Genomic DNA, 17,687 nt, shown 5'->3' on the forward strand with positions numbered 1-17,687 from the left:
TGCGCTCCTTGATCAGGTTCTATAGTCTCTGCAATTTAATAATATTAATTCATGTGTCTAATATTTGATTTTATTGCATTGACGATTGGATTTGGACAAAACTACGTTGTAGATATGGTTTAAACGAGATTTTATTCCTCCGGCCAATTTTGGCTCTTCATATTGCAATCCTCTGGCAGGTCTAATTAAGCCTCGGATCCGCAGGAAAATTAGAAAATGCTCTGAATTTTCCACCCATGTCTTTGAGCACCTGCCTCCAGAGTTCTTCGTGTGAATACTCAAAAATATACTGCGGCGCTGTCTTCTTATTTACAATCCAGCTATTGGTGTCCAACTCTTCCGAAAGCTGCCCTGCTCCCCACCCTGAATAGCCAATGAAAAACCTTGCCTCATCAGCAGTAACCAACCCCGCACTCATCAATTCCATCAACTTCTCAAAATCACCTCCCCAATAAATTCCTCTGGCGATTTCTCGTCCCTCTTCCATCAAATGCGGCGAACAATGGACAAAATGAAGCGTATCCTGCTGAACTGGCCCCCCAATAAACAGCGGAATTTCATCGTCAGGCGCACCCTCAATCACCTCTGCCAATGACAGCTCCGAAAGCCTGTTAAGAACGAAACCAATTGAACCACTTACATCGTGCTCACAAAGTAAGATCACCGATCTCTCAAAATTTGGATCTGAGAGGTAGGGCTCTGAGATAAGTAAGTCTCCTTTATTGGGATTCACCCTTTTAAATGCGTCGAAATGTTCCATTCGGTTTATTCAAAGTCCTTTTGACTACTCCTTTGTTTAAAAGACAACAAGTGCCACCTGTACACCCAAGAACTGTTCAAATTGAGAACAACTAATCCTCGTTGTTGCCTTACTTAGCTGCTTGACCACATTGCATATATAACATAATAATAGCCAAATTGTAAGGGCTATTTATAAATTTGAGTCGGATTTGAAAAATACTGAAGCAATGAATATCGCAGATTTGAGAGAAGAATATTCCAGGCAAGTTTTGAACGAAGAGGCAGTAGAGAAAGACCCGCTGCTGCAATTCAACAAGTGGTTTCAGGAAGCACTTGACGTAAAAGTGAAAGAACCGAACGCCATGACCTTGTCCACAGTTTCTGCTGATGGACAGCCACATGGGAGAATCGTGCTTCTGAAAGGGCTGGAAGATGGCGCTTTTCAATTCTTCACTAACTACGAAAGCCACAAGGGCAGAGAGCTTACGCAAAACAACCGAGCATCTCTGACTTTTTTTTGGGCCGACCTTGAGAGACAGGTGCGTATTGAGGGTAGGGTAACGAAGCTAACCGAGGCAGTGTCGTCCAGGTATTATCACTCAAGGCCTTTAGGTAGCCAAATAGGCGCCTGGGTAAGCTTACAGAGCGAATCGATACCCGACCGGGCATTTTTGGAAAGGAAGACAGAAGATTTCAAAATGAAATTTAGTGGACTGGCAGAAATACCAAAACCCGACTACTGGGGTGGTTATGGACTGGTGCCGGCGTTGATTGAATTTTGGCAGGGACGCCCGAGCAGGCTGCACGACAGGATAGTCTTCAAAAAAGGTACAGACGGCTCCTGGGGAACCGAGCGCCTTTCCCCCTGATGGAGGCTAAAAGCGACTTACTATTGTAAATGAAACAGGTCTTTTACTCCCAAGTGGCGCTCAACTGTAAAGCCTTCCCCATAGGCAGCCCCAATTGAGTGCCCGAGCTCTTTCCCCCTGCTTTCAAGCATCTTCATAAAGTCCGGAGACGAAATAAATGTGCTCGGCTCTTTGCTGGCAGGGTCGTAAAATTGCGATTTAAAGCACCTGATCGCAAGCATTTTCTTTTCCCAAGCAGCCGATACATCGACAATAAAATCGGGCATAATGAAGTTGCTTTGGATATAGTGATATATATTTTTTGCCCTCCACGGTTGCTGAGGGTTGCCATCAATACGGGTTTCCACCATTCTAAGACCCGATACAAAGCTTGCTTCAGATACCAGGCTGGAGGCCCTGCCATGATCAGGATGGCGGTCACGAATGGCGTTTGCTAAAATGACTTCCGGTTGGTATTTCCGTATCATCTTCACCACCTCAAGCTTATGGAGCTCGTCTACGGTAAAAAACCCATCACGAAACCCCAGGTTCTCCCTGATATGAATACCCATCACTTTACTTGCTTCAGCGGCTTCAGCGGCTCTTAGTTCGGGTGTGCCCCTTGTGCCAAGCTCCCCTCTGGTAAGGTCAACAATGCCGACTTTTTTCCCCATCTCAACGTGAGAAATCAGCGTTCCTGCACAAGCAAGTTCGGCGTCGTCGGGATGCGCCGTAAAGACAAGTATGTCGAGTTTCATTTAGTTAATTCGAAGTCGCTGACCTACCCGTATCACCGAGTTCCGGGAAATGCCATTGAGCCTGCAAAGCTTCGTGACTGAGACGCCATACCTGCTGCCTATGCCACTAAGCGTGTCACCACTCCTCACCCGGTGTACGATCACCTTGTTGGCCTCCTCAAGATAGGCGAAAGATGCTTTCGTGAGTGTATACTTCTGGTCTATCAGACAATTTGTGTCAAAATCAAAAAACTCTTTTGGGTCGATGGCATTGCCCTGGTACCTCACCTCAAAGTGAAGGTGTGGGCCGCTGCTTCTTCCGGTACTTCCGCCCCAGCCTACCAAATCTCCAGCTTTGATTTCGTCTCCGACATTCACCAGGCGCTTGGACAAATGCCCGTAGAGGGTTTCGACGCCATTGTAGTGCCTCACTAGTACATAGTTGCCATAACCAGGCCTATCGTAGTTGGCCATTCGCACTACGCCATCAAAAGCGACTTTCACAGAGTCGCCTGTAGTAAGTCTCAAATCCACTCCATAATGCCAGCGATACCTGCGCAAGCCGAAGTCAGACGTAATCACCGACTTCTTCAAGGGATTTTCCCAAACCAACCCTACCTCCGGGTAAAACAATGTCAGCTCAGTAGTGTCTTTGTAATCCAGGCCGTTGAATTTGTAAGGGTTGACTCTCTGTGAGTCCCAAATATTGTAGTAGTCCTCAGCAGAAAGCCATACCGAGTCGAGTGATAGCTTGTCAGAAACAGCCACTTCATGTCCATAGGAAAGTACCAATGGAGGGGTGGCGGGACCTCCTTCAGCGGGTGGCGCCATTGCTTCCGCCTCCGCTATCATCATGCTGTCCAGAAAATCAAAATCCACCTTAAAGATGTTGTCAGCAAACAAAATCAGTGGTGGAGAAGGTATTGGAGCCGGGGCTTCTCTTTTCTTAAAAGAGAAAAAGCTTTTGACCCACGATTTGCTTTCCTGCGCTCGTGATTCAAAAGCTAATAATATTACTACCCAGGCCGCTAGTAGTAAACTTTTCTTAATCATGGCTGCTAAGATACGGCCAATTCTTTCTCCGCCAAAAATCTTTCTGCATCCAATGCGCCCATACATCCACTACCGGCTGCCGTCACGGCCTGTCTGTAGATATGGTCCTGAGCATCTCCGGTTACAAAAACGCCCTCTATGTTCGTTCTGGATGAGCCTGGAACTGTCTTTATATAACCATTTTCGTCCATATCAAGCCATTCCTTAAAAATGTCCGTATTGGGTTTATGTCCAATAGCCACAAAAAATCCTCCGACTTTAAGCTCAGTCTTCTCTCCTGTTTGAGTATTTACCACTCTCACGCCAGTTACTTCCTTATCACCAAGCACTTCCTCTGTTTCCGTATTCCAGAGAATTTCTATGTTTTTGGCATTTTTAACCCTCTGCTGCATGATCACAGAAGCCCGCATTTCGTCTCTTCTCACAATCATGTACACCTTGCTACATATCTTCGACAGGTAGCTGGCCTCTTCAGCAGCTGTGTCTCCGGCCCCCACAATTGCTACGTCCTGGCCACGGAAAAAGAAGCCATCACAGACCGCACAGGCAGACACGCCATGACCGTTCAGTCTCTGCTCTGACGGGAGGTTCAACCACTTGGCTGACGCACCAGTTGATACAATCACTGCTTCGGCGGTTATCTCATGTGTTTCATCTACAATTACCTTGTGTGGATACGAAGAGAAGTCTACAGACGTAGCGAGTCCATAGCGAATCTCAGTTCCAAATCGCTCAGCCTGCTTTTGAAAGTCTGTCATCATCTGGGGGCCCATGATCCCATCAGGATATCCCGGGTAGTTCTCTACGTCAGTTGTAATCGTTAACTGACCGCCTGGCTGGCCGCCAGTATACAAAACCGGCTTCAGACCAGCACGGGCAGCGTATATAGCTGCAGTGTATCCTGCTGGGCCTGAACCAATAATCAAAACTTTAACTTCTTCTTTTGTCATCTCGAAATATTATTTGCTATCAACTGTAACACCAATTTAAACGCAAAAGATCATTTGGCGTTAACGAAAAAAGGTCTCCTTTGAGACCTTTGCTAATTTTTCTGAGCTTACTACCCGAGGTACGGCTTAAGGGCCTTACTGCGGGATGTATGCCTCAGTCTTCTAATGGCTTTCTCCTTGATCTGACGAACTCTTTCCCTGGTCAGATTGAATTTCTCACCTATTTCCTCCAGCGTCATGGCATGCTCACCATTGAGCCCAAAGTAAAGGGAAATAACATCTGCCTCTCTGGTTGTAAGCGTAGAAAGCGCTCTCTGTACTTCTTTGCGAAGGGAGTCGTTGATAAGGCCTGAATCAGGAGTCTCCTCCATATCGTTTTCCAGCACATCCAGCAAGCTGTTCTCTTCGCCCTGAACAAACGGCGCATCCATCGATACGTGACGACCGGAAATCTTCATGGTGTCCACAACCTCACTGGTAGATACCTCCAATACTTCGGCAAGTTCATCCGGAGATGGCTCACGCTCGTATTTTTGCTCAAGCTCAGAAAAGGTCTTAGAAATCTTATTTAACGACCCAACCCTGTTCAAGGGAAGACGCACAATTCTTGATTGCTCGGCCAATGCCTGAAGGATCGACTGCCGAATCCACCAAACCGCATAGGAGATAAACTTAAAACCTCTCGTTTCGTCAAATCTTTGGGCAGCCTTGATAAGTCCCAGATTTCCTTCGTTAATCAAATCACCCAGCGAAAGTCCCTGGTTTTGGTATTGTTTGGCTACTGACACCACAAATCGAAGGTTGGCTTTGGTCAGTTTCTCCAAAGCCATTTGGTCTCCTTCTCTTATCCGTTTAGCTAGTGTTACTTCTTCATCGGGGGTAAGCAGGTCTACTTTACCTATTTCCTGGAGATACTTGTCAAGCGACTGACTCTCCCGATTGGTGATCTGCTTACTTATCTTTAACTGTCTCATTCAATATCTGACTTTTTAAAGCCTAATAGACTAAACAATAATATAAAAAGGTAAAGTTCCTTTCTCTAATGTTCCCGCTTTTTTTTTGACAAATGTTAGTTGCTTGTTTCCTGGTTTCGCTCAGGCCGAGGTATCAAAACCTTTCTTGACAGTCTATATTTACCGGTTTTCTTATCTACTTCAGTCAATTTTACTTTTATTTCCTCACCTACCTCGAGAATACCGTCTAGTTTTTCAATTTTCTCCCACTTGATTTCAGAGATATGTAGAAGGCCATCTTTGCCCGGCATAAACTCTACAAACGCACCAAATGGCATAATTGACTTCACTTTTCCGTCGTAAACTTCACCAACCACCGGCACGGCAACAATAGCATTTACACGCTTCACAGCCTTGTCCATCGACTCCTGATCATTGGCGAAAATGCTCACAACGCCTCCAGTAGCAATTTCTTCGATGATAACGGTAGCTCCTGTTTCTTTCTGGATTTCCTGAACAATTTTTCCACCAGGCCCGATCACCGCACCTATCATTTCCCGTTCGATATTGATCTTCACGGATCTTGGCGCATGAGGTTTCAAATCTGCATTTGGAGTCGACAAAGTTTTCTCAATTTCATCCATTATATGCAAACGACCAGCCTTTGCCTGATTAAGTGCCTCTTCAAGCACCTGATAAGAAAGTCCGTCTACCTTGATATCCATCTGGCAGGCAGTGATCCCTTTGCGGGTTCCGGTCACTTTGAAGTCCATGTCTCCCAGGTGATCCTCGTCACCAAGGATATCGGAAAGAATGGCGTATTTGCCAGTTTTGCTATCAGAGATCATCCCCATAGCGATGCCTGTAACGGGCGCTTTGATTTTAATACCAGCGTCCATCAGTGCCAGTGTGCCTGCACAAACGGTCGCCATTGACGAAGAACCGTTTGATTCCAGAACGTCAGACACAATACGAATAGTGTAAGGGTTTTCTTCTTCAGGCGGCAAAACCTGCTTAAGCGCTCTCATGGCCAGGTTACCGTGACCAACTTCTCTACGTCCAGGACCTCTGTTAGGCTTTACTTCACCAGTTGAAAATGCCGGGAAGTTGTAATGAAGGATAAACTTATTGAACCCTTTCATCAAAGCAGAATCAATCATCTGCTCATCCAGCTTTGTACCAAGAGTGACGGACGCAAGAGCCTGCGTTTCGCCTCTTGTGAAAATAGCTGAACCATGGGCTCCGGGAAGGTAGTTTACCTCACTCCAGATATATCTTATTTCATCAAGATTACGACCATCAAGACGTTTTCTTGATTCGAGAACGAAGTTACGAACAGCTTCCTTCTCAATATCGTGGTAGTATCTTTTGATAAGATCCTTGTCAATCGATTCTTTTTGCTCGTCGGTGAAAGCCTCCACATACTCATCCACGATGGCGGCGAACTGCTCTTTGCGATCAGACTTAGAGGGCATCTGCTTGGCAGCAACTTTATAACATTTGTCATAAAGTTTGTCGTGCATGTCCTTTTTTAAAGCCTCATCGTTGTTCTCGTGACTGTAGGTGCGCTTCACAGTTTTGCCAGCAGCTGCTTCCAGCTCCTTCTGCACCTGACAGTGTATTTTGATTGTGTCGTGAGCAATTTTTAATGCTTCAAGCATTTCTGCCTCAGATACTTCTTTCGATTCCCCTTCGACCATCAGAATATTGTCGTAAGATGCGGCGACAACAAGGTCGAGTGTAGCAGTCTTAGCTTGCGCCGCAGTGGGACTAACCACATACTGACCGTCAATTTTGGCAACTCTCACTTCAGAGATTGGTCCACCAAAGGGTATATCGGAAACAGCCAGCGCCGATGAGGCGGCAAGAGCGGCCAAAGCATCGGGCATCACATCGTCGCCCGCCGAGATCAATGAAATGGCGATCTGCGTTTCTGCGTGGTAATCGTCAGGGAAAAGTGGACGGATGGCTCTGTCTACAAGTCGTGAAATGAGTATTTCGTAGTCTGATAGTCTACCTTCTCTCTTCAGAAAGCCGCCAGGTATTTTACCTGCAGCTGCAAATTTCTCCTGGTAGTCTACAGACATCGGAAGGAAATCCACTCCTTCTTTTGCGTCTTTGTTGGAAACTACTGTGGCCAGTAGCATTGTGTTGCCCATTTTGACCACCACTGAACCATCCGCTTGCTTAGCTAATTTTCCAGTCTCAATTGTAATCTCTCTGCCGTCAGCAAGGGTTATGGTTTTTGTAATGACGCTTGGATACATAAATATTAGTTAACGTATAAAAAGTAAATCAAATTTTAATTTCGATTGTTTCAGATAAGGGGAAAATAAAAAGAGGGAATCCGTTTTATGAATCCCCTCCCTGAACTTTTTACTTTCTGAGATTCAGTTCAGCTACAATTGCTCTATACCTCGTAATGTCTACCTTAACCAGGTAATCCAATAATCTTCTTCTTTTACCTACCAGCTTCAACAGCCCCAAACGAGAAGAGTGATCCTTCTTGTTGATTTTGAGGTGTTCTGTAAGGTGATTGATGCGGAAGGTGAATAACGAAATCTGAGACTCCGGTGAACCGGTATCTGTCTTAGATTTTAACCGACCATGATTCTCGAAGAGCTCTTGCTTCTTGTCTGTTGATAAATACATGCTTAGCTAAAATAAATTGTATGAATTGAAATTAATGTGCAAAGGTAGAGAGAAGCTTATTGAAATACAAAACTCTGTATAAAATATCCTGACAGGTTTATTCTCCTTCTGATTGATCTGACAAGGCTTTTTCGATTGTTGAAACCGGGCTTTTCCTCTGCACGAAAGAGGCCCATTTCTTCTTTAGTCGATCAATGAAAATAATGTAAACATCCGCATCAAAAAGCCGTGAGTCGTTGCGGGCCTGTCGTAGGAAAAAAACGCCGAAGGGCATCAGTATCATATTGGGCATCCAGGCGGCAACAGCGCCGTCGAGCAAGCCCTCCCTGGCGTACTTTTCGCTCATGATGCTCACTACGTAGAATATAATAAAAAACCCTATGGACAAAATCACTGGCAAACCAAAACCTCCTTTTTTGATGATGGAGCCTAATGGTGCTCCTATAAAAAACATGACCAGGCAGCTGAAGGCCAGGGCAACCTTTTTGTGCTTTTCGATAATGTGGCGATATATCTCCGAGTTGAGGTTTTCAATTCTGGTAGCCTGATTAGCGAGATTAGTCTTGATATACCTGGCCTTTACCAAGGCGTCATTGACTGCCCGGGTTCTCCTGCTATTGTCGGCGAAATATTTTTCGAACGTGATGGTATCTCTTGCTGCCTTTTTTCTTTGAATTGCCACTTCCTTAGCTGCTCTAATACTATCCATCTTCGCCTGCTCCTTAGTTTGGGCCTGCGTCTTCGCCAGCGCTTCAATGGCAGACTCTCTCGCAATGCGGGGGGCAGCCGAGGTATTCCCTGTGTTTGGAGATAAAATACTGTCTTCTACAGTGATCTTTACCTCCCCCTGCGACACCGCCATAGCTTCTCTTTCCTTGCTGGTGGCGGCCCTGATAGAGTCAATTTTCCTTTGTCTTCTTTCCTTCAGGTGGTAGTCGTACATTCCATCAGCATTGTTGAGCAGATTAACTCTAACGTCGGTGACTACACCCTGCATAGAGTCAATATCATGGGCAAGCTCGCCCATGTCTTTCATGAGTCTGTTGCCGGCAAAAAGTTCCTGCTTTGTTCGATTGAGGTCAAAAGACGCCAGGCTTAATACCATCTTCATTTCACTGAACTCGTTCCTTGCCAGGTCGTTCACTCCTCCAAAGCTGGCTGTCCGGTTAAACTCATTTTGGCGTGACTCCTGGTAAGAATTACCATCATAGAGTTCAAAAACGAGGTAGCGATCATTGAGAATGGTGTACATTCTGCATGAGTCGGCCACAGTAACGCTATTGTTGCCCATTTCTCTGGTGTGATCGTAAATAATCACGTCTTTCATCGACACACCATCAGGGAATTTCTGATTGACTTTGATGCTATAGTTGGGAATGCCATTGTAAAACTGGCCTTCCCGTATGTCCAGCGATGGCTTTTTTTGCCTGATGTCATAAAGCAGGCTGTAGGCATTGATATTGGCTTCAGGCACAATAAAGTTGTTGTTCATAAAGGCCAAAACCACTAAAAATAAGACAGCGATAAAAAGCGGTCTGAGCGTTCGAACGAGGGAAATACCTGCTGACTTGATGGCGGTTAGCTCGAAGTGCTCTCCCAGGTTTCCAAAGGTCATGAGGGACGACAGCAGAATGGCTAACGGCAAAGCCACCTGTGACATATTGATGCTGAAGTAAAAGATAAGCTCGGCAAAAACGCTAAATCCAAGATCCTTTCCCACGAAATCGTCGAAGTACTTGAGCATGTATTGCACAAGCAAGATAAACACCACAACCAAAAAGGTGAGGAAAAAAGGGCCGAAAAATGATTTTAATATGAGTTTATCAAGTTTCTTCATGCCTGCGGAAAAGAGCTTAGCAGATTAAGGTGCAAGCAGCACCTGTTAACTAACCGCAAAAGTAGGCAAAAAGTATTCCTTAACCACCGACTATTTCTTTTAGCGTATGGATCATTGACTCCCATAAATCTTCCAATTCCTCAAGGTCATCCATATCAGAATAATCTGTGATCTTAAGGTAGGTCGACTGCGTCATTTCGTTTTCTTCGAGCTTCATCTCCACGTAATTGGGGTCGTCATTCTCTTCCGTGCCCTCAAAAACGAACTTTACAAGGCTATTGGCCCGGTGTGAGGTCATCTTAGCTTTGTTTTTCTCTCCGTCCCAAATGAATATGTAGTCCTTGTCCTCGTTGATGTTTACATCGTCGGCAAACCACTGCGCCAACCCACTTGCTGAACTCACATATGGAAAAAGCATTTTTTTCGATGCCCGGAATTCAAACTCTGCTATATACTTGTAGTTACCCATATCGAACTTCTTCAAAAGTGCCTTAATGTATTAAAAATAAAATTGATGTGAACATAATTTATTTTTTAATAGTCAAATGGGCTGCTTAAGTACTGCGATTCGAGGCAACGGGAGGGTCTTTCACTCCTGTCTATATGTTCTTCCCCAATAAAAGTTGAAGGTTAAGGTTGGCAATTAGAAAACAATCTTCATACATTTGCACTCCCATTTTTGAAAGATTGATGGCGGGGTAGCTCAGATGACCTACCCGGCCGGGATAGAGCGCAGGATTCATATCCGCTAGCTAGCGGACAGCAGTTTGATACTGCGAAAAAGATATTTGAAGTAATTGATTTGGCGGGGTAGCTCAGATGGTTAGAGCGCAGGATTCATAACCCTGAGGTCGGCAGTTCGATCCTGCTCCCCGCTACAGTAAGAAAGCAGCTCAAAAGGCTGCTTTTACTTTTTCGTCGTGTTTACAGTCTACGCCCTGCATAGCGCCAAGTTCAATAAGATTTATATCGGCTACTCGTCCGATATGGAGAATCGGTTAGCTGCACACAATGTTTATCAAACCAAAGGTTACACCTTCAAATATCGTCCATGGGTTGTTGTTCATACAGAATGCTATCAAACCAAAAAAGAAGCGATGATCAGGGAGAAGCAACTTAAGTCGGCAAAAGGCAGAGAGTTCATCTGGAAACTGGTTAACTCAAAGCCAGATAGTTAGAGCGCAGGATTCATTCCGCCAGTGGTCGGACAAGTGATCCGCCAGCTGGCGGACGGCCAGTGAATCCTGCTCCCCGCTACAGTAAGAAAGCAGCTCAAAAGGCTGCTTTTTCCTTTTTTCTATGACTACTGTTTTCGCCCCGCCCTTGGGGTCCGCCCTTGTCATGCCTACAGGGCACGAAATTTATTTGACATCAGTTGAGGCTTGAGCATATTCGCTAAATGTCGTTAGGGTTTAATTGCATATTTTTACCAACGCCTATAGCTATTTAAACTTATTCTAATGAAGGATTCACCTACTAAAAATACTGTTCAGCAGCTCTTAAGTATTCCCGTGATGGTGGCTGCGCTGGGATACCTGGTCGATATGTACGACTTATTCTTGTTCAGCATCGTTAGGGTGCCAAGTTTAAAGTCGCTTGGTCTTACAGATGAACAGGTATTAAGCGATGGAATTCTATTGCTGAACCTACAGATGGTGGGAATGCTCATTGGTGGTTTGTTTTGGGGCGTGCTTGGAGACAAAAAAGGAAGGTTATCCGTTCTGTTCGGATCCATCCTAATTTATTCGGTTGCCAATATTGGGAATGGGCTGGTGACCACTATTGAGCAGTATGCTGTACTAAGGTTTATTGCAGGCTTCGGTCTTGCCGGCGAATTGGGAGTAGGCATTACTTTGGTGGTAGAAATCCTCCCTAAAAATATTCGGGGCTATGGAACGACATTAGTAGCTACTATGGGTGTTTTTGGTGCATTGCTTGCCTTTTTGATTGTCCAGTTTTTTGAGTGGCGAGCTTCCTATTTTATCGGAGGTGGACTTGGGCTCTTGCTAATGGTTTTAAGACTAAAAGTTTTTGAATCTGGTATCTTCCTGCAATTAAAACAGCAAAACGTCCGGCGGGGAGACGTACGTATGCTGTTCAATAATAAAGCCAGGTTCTTGAAATATATGACCAGCATTGTGGTAGGCATGCCTATATGGTTTGTGGTCGGCATCCTGATTACCTTCTCGCCTGAAATTGGCAGAGCGATGCACCTTGACCAACCCATAGATGCGGGACGGGCAGTGCTTTTTGCGTTTGCTGCACAGGTGGCGGGCAATCTGGCAAGTGGTTTTCTCAGTCAATACTTACAAAACAGAAGACAGGTGATTTTTTCATTCATGATGGGCTCATTTTTTCTGACAGTTATCCTTCTATTGGCACCTTTCTCAAGCACAACCCTGTTCTACCTGTTATGTGGTTGTCTGGGCTTTTTCAGTGGTTATTGGACGCTTTTCATCACCGTGGCAGCCGAACTGTTTGGCTCCAACCTGCGTGCAACCGTGGCGACCACCGCCCCTAACTTTGTGAGGGGAACGATCATTCCACTCACGTCCATTTTCCTGGTAATGAAAGGCTATATCGGAACCATTAACAGTGCCCTGGTTACCGGAGTTCTCACGTATTTAGCAGGCATGGTAGCACTTTACTATCTGGAAGAAACCTTTAAGAAAGACATGAGCTTTGTGGAAGAAGCCTGATATGAGTAAAAATGATTTCATATTGCGGCCGCTGAAATTGAACTATATCAGTGCAGCAATGAACTTATCAACTGCTGAAGGCTGGAACCAAACAGAAAACGATTGGGCCTTGCTTATTAAAGAGAGTGAAGGCGCTTGTGTGCTGGCAGCACATGGTTCAAAAGTTATTGGCACCACCACGGCGATCAGGTATTCACATCAGCTGGCATGGATTGGTATGGTGCTGGTCGATAAAGCGTACCGTGGCCAGGGGGTAAGCAAAGCCTTGCTCGATAATGTTTTCAAGAATACAAGCGACATATCGATCAAACTGGATGCTACTCCAGCCGGGCAACAAGTGTATAGACAATTCGATTTCAAAGACGAGTACCTTATCGACAGAATGGTGAATGTATCGTTGGCTAATTTTGCGTCATTCTACAACAGCGGCATAGAACCCGAGCCTGTGAAGCCAGAGAACATCGAAGATATTGTCGCTTTTGATGCTGCTGTTTTTGGCACAAAAAGAGAGCACCTCGTTAGCTCACTTGTAAAGGAATATCCAGATAAGGCCTGGATGGTAAGACATAACAATCGGGTGACCGGGTTTGTGCTGGGAAGAGATGGCAACAAATATCATCATGTGGGGCCGGTGTCTGCCTCAACTATTGAGGTCGCTCAGGCCCTCATTGCAAAATCGCTCTGGGGGCTGATCCAAAAACCCGTGGTGGTAGATGTGTTGCAAGACAAGCAAGCTTTGATTGCCATGTTAAAATCGCTGGGATTCACCAAACAAAGGCACTTTGTGAGAATGTACAGGGGCGAAAATCATTTTCCAGGCATTGCCGGGCATTACTATTGCATCTGCGGTCCTGAATTCGGCTAGGGCACCTTTTAAGCCTAAGCTTTAAACTAGTTTGGCTTGATCATCTGGCGTTATTTGACAGTTTGATTCCGTAGAAATGCCTGCACAAATTCATCATCAGTCAAATGCCTGTAACTTTCGCAAATCCGATCAATCTCTTTCGCCTGCCCAGCCGAAAGCACTTCCTCTGCATTTAAACAAAACCCTCCCTGTAAAAGGCCCTGCCTGCGAAGCACTTCGTGAATACCAGGAATACATCCCTTAAAAGCATTTTGGGCATCAAAAATAACGGCATTCATATCAGTTACCTCCACCCCTTTTGCCAGCAATTTTTCTACCCCTGCATAATCACTTGCGATGCATATTTTTATTTCTTTGAAAAGCTCAACCGCCTGCTTCGTCCAAACGGCCCAATGCCCCAGTAACCCACCAACAAATGCTTTTTCAACCTTCTCTCCATTCACCATGAATTGGTAAGGTGTGAGCAAGTCGGCAACGATGTTGTCGTCATTGCCTGTGTAGAGTGCAATCTCCTTTCTTCTGCTGGAGTGACACACCGCCCTGACCACGTCCAGCGTCTGGTACCGATTGAAGGCTGCCACTTTGATGGCTTGCACGTTGGGGATTTCAGCGAAGTCCCTCCAAAAATCATAACTCAAATAGCGACCACCTACGGCTGGCTGAAGATAAAACCCAAAAACCGGAATTATTTCTGCGACCGCTTCTGTGCGCTTGATGAGTTCGGCTTCGGTGTAATTGTTCAACCCACCATTGCTGAGCAAACCAAGGTGGTAGCCGTACTTCCGTGCTAACTCAGCTTCTCTCAAGGCCTGATCGGTGGGCCCGCAAATACCCGCTACTTTAATAAACGGACGTGTCAATTCAGCCCTTTCAATTTCATCAGCAGCCATTTTGAGCACTGGCTCAAGCAAATTGATTTCCGGTTTTCGGATTTCGAACTGAGTGGTGTGAACACCTACTGCCACCCCTCCTGCTCCGCTGGCCATGTAATAACGGGTGAGCTGCCGCTGCCTGGCTTCATCCAGGTGAAGTGCTGCTGTGAGCGCCAGTGGATGGGCCGGAATAACCGTCCCCTCGCTTAATAACTTAGCCATAGAGGAATCGAGTTGTATATGTTTAGGCATGAGCTTAGAATTTTCCTTTTCTTTCTGAAAAGTGAGTGGGCTTATTTAAAATTTCACCCCCCTCATTGTACCATTCAAGGATCGTCTCCATCATTTGTTTCAAGCTCACTTTAGGGTAGCCAAAAAGACGAAAGGACTCGGCTGCATTAGATAATAATGAGGTTGATTGCTCTTCGTTGATAAACTGAGGTGTTGTGCCTAGTATTTTTCCAAATTCTTCAGCCAACCATCGGACTGAAACAATTTCGGGGCCCGTTACATTCAATATTTTGGCCGGTGTGGTACAATGGTGAAGGGCTCGCAAGGCTATTTCGTTGGCATCGCCCTGCCAAATCACGGTTACAGTGCCCATGGCCAGGTCAATCGGTTTGCTCTCTTTCACGGATTTGGCTATCTCCAGCAACACTCCATAGGAGACATCGTTGGCATAGTTAAGCCGGTAGATTAAAATGGGTGTATTGTTTTTGGCGGCGAAGTATTGAAAAATGCGTTCACGGCCGAGACATGACTGGCCGTACTCGCCAATGGGTTCTGGTGGCAGCGATTCGGTAGCCCCGCCACTTACTACAGGAACGAACGGATACACATTTCCTGTAGAGAAAACGACAATGCGGGAATTTTTGAACTTCTCTGCTACTCTTCCAGGGAGGTAGGTATTCATGGCCCAGGTAAAAGATTCATTCCCTGTGGTACCAAACTTTGTTCCAGCCAGGTAAAGCACATTAGGCACCTCAGGAAGCGCCTGTAGCTGGTCTTCGTCAAGCAAATCGGCTGTGATTGTCTCAACACCATTTTGATACAGCCTGGCCTGAAGACCTGGCTCAGAAAAACGAGAGACACCAATAATCCGCTTTTTTAACCCTGCCTGATCCACAGCCTGCTTTGCTAACAGTGCAAGCGCCGGCCCCATTTTTCCGCCCGCACCTAAGATAAGAATGTCGCCCGTCAGTGCTGAGATTTCAGAGATAAGCGCCTCTGAAGGCTTTAATAGGTGCTGGTATCGTTTTTCCAGATCGTTCATATTCTGTTAGCTTCCGTATTTCTAATTTCTTCCAAAAAGTGATTAGTGATCATACCTTTACATTAATTGCTGTCATTCCTGGCGAATCCGCCCTTTCCCAAGCGCTTGAGTATATTTTCCGACCATTGATAAGGATCTGGAACATCACCAACAAATTGTGTTTTTGCAGGCCAGATCAAGGCAGGTATCTGATTGACATCGGTTACCTGAAGGCAATTGAGCATTTCTATCGCTGGCCCTTTTCCTTCGGGGTCGCTCACCACGTCCTGTGTGGAAGGTGGGTTTTTCAAAATGACAGTTTCGCATTTCCCATCCAGCAAGGCCGCATATAATGCCACCACGGTCATCTCCTCTCTGGCGGCAATGCCAATTTTTGTTGGGTCGATGCCAGGAAGTGTCCGACAGAATTGAAGACTCCGCAAAACATCATACACCTGCATGGAGGCAATCGTTCTTCCTGTCCAGGCCGATGCACGTCTGATGTGCCATTGAAGTCCGGGATCCCACCCCGTTTCGCCAACGCCCCTCGGCTCAAAATAAGCGATGTTCCAGTCTTTTGACAGTTTAGAAGCGAAGCTTTCAGAATCCCACCGATCCTCATCATAATTGCGCAGCACAATCATTAAAGGCTTAACCATGTTTGAATCGCCTCTCCAGCGGACGTCAATTTTTAAGCGCCATCCCTCTTCTGAAACAAAGCTGAATATCCTGTTTCCAGCGTTTTCACTAAACATACTTTGTATTTCGAGTTGCGAATCAAAAGCAGCCTCTTTTGCTGGAAAATGGCCAAATGTTTTTTCACGCAAAAATCCTTTTACTGAATCACGATGAGAAAAAAGCTCTTCTTCGGTAGTGATTTCCGGAGCTCTGGCTATTGGGATAAAAGAATCTTGTATCGTGCGTGTCCGGTCTCCCTCCGGCGGGCCATCGACGTACACTTTCAGCTCTTCAAAAGAAAGCTGGCTTTCAGGGTTCTCATCAATATCTCCCACCTGATCTGGAGTAACTTTCTTTCCCATAAGTTTATCAAGGAAAAAAGAGAAAATTTCCTGACGAGATGTTTGATGGTAAGAGTGGCCACCTGGTGTTTCAACAAGTGATAGGTTTTCAGGCACACCATGCCAATTGTACATTTCATCTACTTGTGATTCAAGCTCACGCACTGATTCAATCTTATACATCTCATCCTGGTTGGCCTGGGCGATGAGCAACGGCCGTGGGGCAATCAAAGCACCTATGTCGGCAAAATCACGGCCATAGAGATTATTGGGCATCATGCAGTCGCAGTGTCCGTCAACGGTTCTATTGAATACATGATCCTTCAGTGTGGCGCCACCGCAAACAGGAGCAACGGCCTTTATGCGAGGATCGGCAGCAGCAATGTACCACGACTGAGAGCCACCGCCTGAAATGCCAGTCACCCCGATTTTATCTGCATCCACCTCCGGCCTTTCTGAAAGAAGGTCAATAGCCCGAATAGCATTCCAAAGTTCGACTCCGGCAGGATTATATCCCCGGCTGTACCAATTGAACCACCCTTTTGAATAGGGCCCCCAATGATGCCCCTGCACCTCACCAAACTGAATCGTTTCGGTGATCAGGCAAACAAATCCCAGCTGCGCAAATTTTATGGGGTGTGCCTGGTAGTGTGCCTTCTGGGTTGGAGAGTGGCCACATACATAAAGGATGGCAGGTGTGGGCTCTTTGATGCTATCAGGAATGTACAGGTTAGCCCTTACGTATAAGCCCGGAAGTGACTCAAAATACAGCTTTTCAATTCGGTAGCCCTCTTTCTGGATGGTACCGGTCACCTTTACGTTCAATGCCGGCTTTTCTCCATTCAAAGGCAGGTGATCAATGCCCATCATTTCTATAAATTCCACGTAACGCTGATGCCTTATTTTCTCCCAATCACCTAGCGTTTGAATATCCGAATGGAAATCGTCGGTAATATCTGCCGATACTTTGTTCAGGTAGCTCCGGATATTATTCTCGACCGACGAGCGAGGAACCTCACTGTCAACTCGGGAGGTCGAAGGATCAGAACATGATGAAATAAAGAGGCTGCCACATAGATAAAAGATGCTGATAACATGAAAAGCCAAATACCTGATCCTAGTTTGATGATCCATTGAAAAGAGGTAAAGTTGTTCTGAGTTGCAGGCCGATATTCATTGGCGCTAACAGTATCAATAAAATTAGCAATT

The 17,687-nt window shown here is 45.7% G+C and carries 16 protein-coding genes and 1 tRNA gene; 5 read left to right on the forward strand and 12 right to left on the reverse strand.

Translation table 11 applies throughout. The features are described from left to right. Positions 1-181 precede the first annotated feature (181 nt). Entirely contained in the window at positions 182-760 is a 579-nt protein-coding gene (locus RIF36_RS14755; protein WP_350122448.1) for a YqgE/AlgH family protein, read from the reverse strand. A gap of 208 nt (positions 761-968) precedes the next feature. On the opposite strand from RIF36_RS14755, the gene pdxH reads away from it, so the two are divergent. Beyond that, positions 969-1,610: a pyridoxamine 5'-phosphate oxidase gene (gene pdxH, locus RIF36_RS14760; RefSeq protein WP_350122450.1), complete on the forward strand. Its 642-nt coding sequence runs from the start codon at positions 969-971 to the stop codon at positions 1,608-1,610. Positions 1,611-1,630: 20 nt separating this feature from the next. Here pdxH and bshB1 read toward each other — a convergent pair whose 3' ends face one another. From bshB1 to RIF36_RS14800, 8 genes are all read right to left on the reverse strand, one after another. Beyond that, the gene (bshB1, locus tag RIF36_RS14765) at positions 1,631-2,347 is read right to left on the reverse strand and encodes a bacillithiol biosynthesis deacetylase BshB1 (protein ID WP_350122452.1); all 717 of its coding nucleotides are present in this window, start codon (positions 2,345-2,347) and stop codon (positions 1,631-1,633) included. Continuing rightward, on the reverse strand, positions 2,348-3,379 hold the full coding sequence (locus tag RIF36_RS14770) for a peptidoglycan DD-metalloendopeptidase family protein (protein WP_151996973.1): 1,032 nt from the start codon (positions 3,377-3,379) through the stop codon (positions 2,348-2,350). It lies immediately after the preceding gene. 5 nt (positions 3,380-3,384) lie between these two features. Beyond that, positions 3,385-4,329 (reverse strand): thioredoxin-disulfide reductase, encoded by a 945-nt coding sequence (trxB, locus tag RIF36_RS14775; RefSeq protein WP_151996974.1) that lies wholly within the window; start codon positions 4,327-4,329, stop codon positions 3,385-3,387. A 110-nt stretch (positions 4,330-4,439) separates the two neighbouring features. Continuing rightward, positions 4,440-5,303, reverse strand: a complete 864-nt coding sequence (locus RIF36_RS14780; protein WP_151996975.1) for a sigma-70 family RNA polymerase sigma factor — start codon at positions 5,301-5,303, stop codon at positions 4,440-4,442. Between the two features lie 95 nt (positions 5,304-5,398). Further along, a complete protein-coding gene (pnp, locus tag RIF36_RS14785; protein WP_350122454.1) occupies positions 5,399-7,549 on the reverse strand; it encodes a polyribonucleotide nucleotidyltransferase in 2,151 nt (716 codons plus the stop codon). Between the two features lie 109 nt (positions 7,550-7,658). Then, a complete protein-coding gene (gene rpsO, locus RIF36_RS14790; protein ID WP_151996977.1) occupies positions 7,659-7,934 on the reverse strand; it encodes a 30S ribosomal protein S15 in 276 nt (91 codons plus the stop codon). Positions 7,935-8,031: 97 nt separating this feature from the next. After that, positions 8,032-9,771 carry an LptF/LptG family permease gene (locus RIF36_RS14795; RefSeq protein ID WP_350122456.1) on the reverse strand — a complete coding sequence of 580 codons (1,740 nt, stop codon included), beginning with the start codon at positions 9,769-9,771 and terminating at the stop codon, positions 8,032-8,034. Between the two features lie 79 nt (positions 9,772-9,850). Next, positions 9,851-10,255 carry an START-like domain-containing protein gene (locus RIF36_RS14800; protein WP_350069516.1) on the reverse strand — a complete coding sequence of 135 codons (405 nt, stop codon included), beginning with the start codon at positions 10,253-10,255 and terminating at the stop codon, positions 9,851-9,853. Between the two features lie 320 nt (positions 10,256-10,575). Here RIF36_RS14800 and RIF36_RS14805 point away from each other — a divergent pair. The 4 genes from RIF36_RS14805 to RIF36_RS14820 all read left to right on the forward strand — a co-directional run bounded on the left by RIF36_RS14805 (position 10,576) and on the right by RIF36_RS14820 (position 13,335). Next, a tRNA-Met gene (locus RIF36_RS14805) sits at positions 10,576-10,649 on the forward strand. A 42-nt stretch (positions 10,650-10,691) separates the two neighbouring features. After that, positions 10,692-10,949: a GIY-YIG nuclease family protein gene (locus RIF36_RS14810; protein ID WP_350122458.1), complete on the forward strand. Its 258-nt coding sequence runs from the start codon at positions 10,692-10,694 to the stop codon at positions 10,947-10,949. Positions 10,950-11,231: 282 nt separating this feature from the next. Continuing rightward, positions 11,232-12,470, forward strand: coding sequence for an MFS transporter (locus RIF36_RS14815; RefSeq protein ID WP_350122460.1), 1,239 nt, complete (start codon positions 11,232-11,234; stop codon positions 12,468-12,470). A gap of 58 nt (positions 12,471-12,528) precedes the next feature. Continuing rightward, positions 12,529-13,335: a GNAT family N-acetyltransferase gene (locus RIF36_RS14820; protein ID WP_350122462.1), complete on the forward strand. Its 807-nt coding sequence runs from the start codon at positions 12,529-12,531 to the stop codon at positions 13,333-13,335. Between the two features lie 50 nt (positions 13,336-13,385). Here the strand turns inward: RIF36_RS14820 and RIF36_RS14825 are convergent, their stop codons facing one another. The 3 genes from RIF36_RS14825 to RIF36_RS14835 all read right to left on the reverse strand — a co-directional run bounded on the left by RIF36_RS14825 (position 13,386) and on the right by RIF36_RS14835 (position 17,612). Then, a complete protein-coding gene (locus RIF36_RS14825; protein WP_350122464.1) occupies positions 13,386-14,429 on the reverse strand; it encodes a dihydrodipicolinate synthase family protein in 1,044 nt (347 codons plus the stop codon). Positions 14,430-14,463: 34 nt separating this feature from the next. Next, the gene (locus tag RIF36_RS14830; RefSeq protein ID WP_350122466.1) at positions 14,464-15,480 is read right to left on the reverse strand and encodes an NAD-dependent epimerase/dehydratase family protein; all 1,017 of its coding nucleotides are present in this window, start codon (positions 15,478-15,480) and stop codon (positions 14,464-14,466) included. 62 nt (positions 15,481-15,542) lie between these two features. After that, on the reverse strand, positions 15,543-17,612 hold the full coding sequence (locus RIF36_RS14835; RefSeq protein ID WP_350122468.1) for an alpha/beta hydrolase: 2,070 nt from the start codon (positions 17,610-17,612) through the stop codon (positions 15,543-15,545). Positions 17,613-17,687: the final 75 nt, after the last annotated feature.

It is taken from the genome of Imperialibacter sp. (genome assembly GCF_040222815.1).
GTDB lineage: Bacteria > Bacteroidota > Bacteroidia > Cytophagales > Cyclobacteriaceae > Imperialibacter.

Bases quoted from the DNA above. Each gene is read 5' to 3' on its own strand.
- RIF36_RS14815 (WP_350122460.1), top strand. From the start codon at position 11,232: ATGAAGGATTCACCTACTAAAAATACTGTTCAGCAGCTCTTAAGTATT.
- bshB1 (WP_350122452.1), bottom strand. From the start codon at position 2,347: ATGAAACTCGACATACTTGTCTTTACGGCGCATCCCGACGACGCCGAA.
- RIF36_RS14830 (WP_350122466.1), bottom strand. From the start codon at position 15,480: ATGAACGATCTGGAAAAACGATACCAGCACCTATTAAAGCCTTCAGAG.
- RIF36_RS14795 (WP_350122456.1), bottom strand. From the start codon at position 9,771: ATGAAGAAACTTGATAAACTCATATTAAAATCATTTTTCGGCCCTTTT.
- trxB (WP_151996974.1), bottom strand. From the start codon at position 4,329: ATGACAAAAGAAGAAGTTAAAGTTTTGATTATTGGTTCAGGCCCAGCA.
- RIF36_RS14770 (WP_151996973.1), bottom strand. From the start codon at position 3,379: ATGATTAAGAAAAGTTTACTACTAGCGGCCTGGGTAGTAATATTATTA.
- rpsO (WP_151996977.1), bottom strand. From the start codon at position 7,934: ATGTATTTATCAACAGACAAGAAGCAAGAGCTCTTCGAGAATCATGGT.
- RIF36_RS14780 (WP_151996975.1), bottom strand. From the start codon at position 5,303: ATGAGACAGTTAAAGATAAGTAAGCAGATCACCAATCGGGAGAGTCAG.
- RIF36_RS14755 (WP_350122448.1), bottom strand. From the start codon at position 760: ATGGAACATTTCGACGCATTTAAAAGGGTGAATCCCAATAAAGGAGAC.
- pdxH (WP_350122450.1), top strand. From the start codon at position 969: ATGAATATCGCAGATTTGAGAGAAGAATATTCCAGGCAAGTTTTGAAC.
- RIF36_RS14835 (WP_350122468.1), bottom strand. From the start codon at position 17,612: ATGGATCATCAAACTAGGATCAGGTATTTGGCTTTTCATGTTATCAGC.
- pnp (WP_350122454.1), bottom strand. From the start codon at position 7,549: ATGTATCCAAGCGTCATTACAAAAACCATAACCCTTGCTGACGGCAGA.
- RIF36_RS14825 (WP_350122464.1), bottom strand. From the start codon at position 14,429: ATGGCTAAGTTATTAAGCGAGGGGACGGTTATTCCGGCCCATCCACTG.
- RIF36_RS14820 (WP_350122462.1), top strand. From the start codon at position 12,529: ATGAACTTATCAACTGCTGAAGGCTGGAACCAAACAGAAAACGATTGG.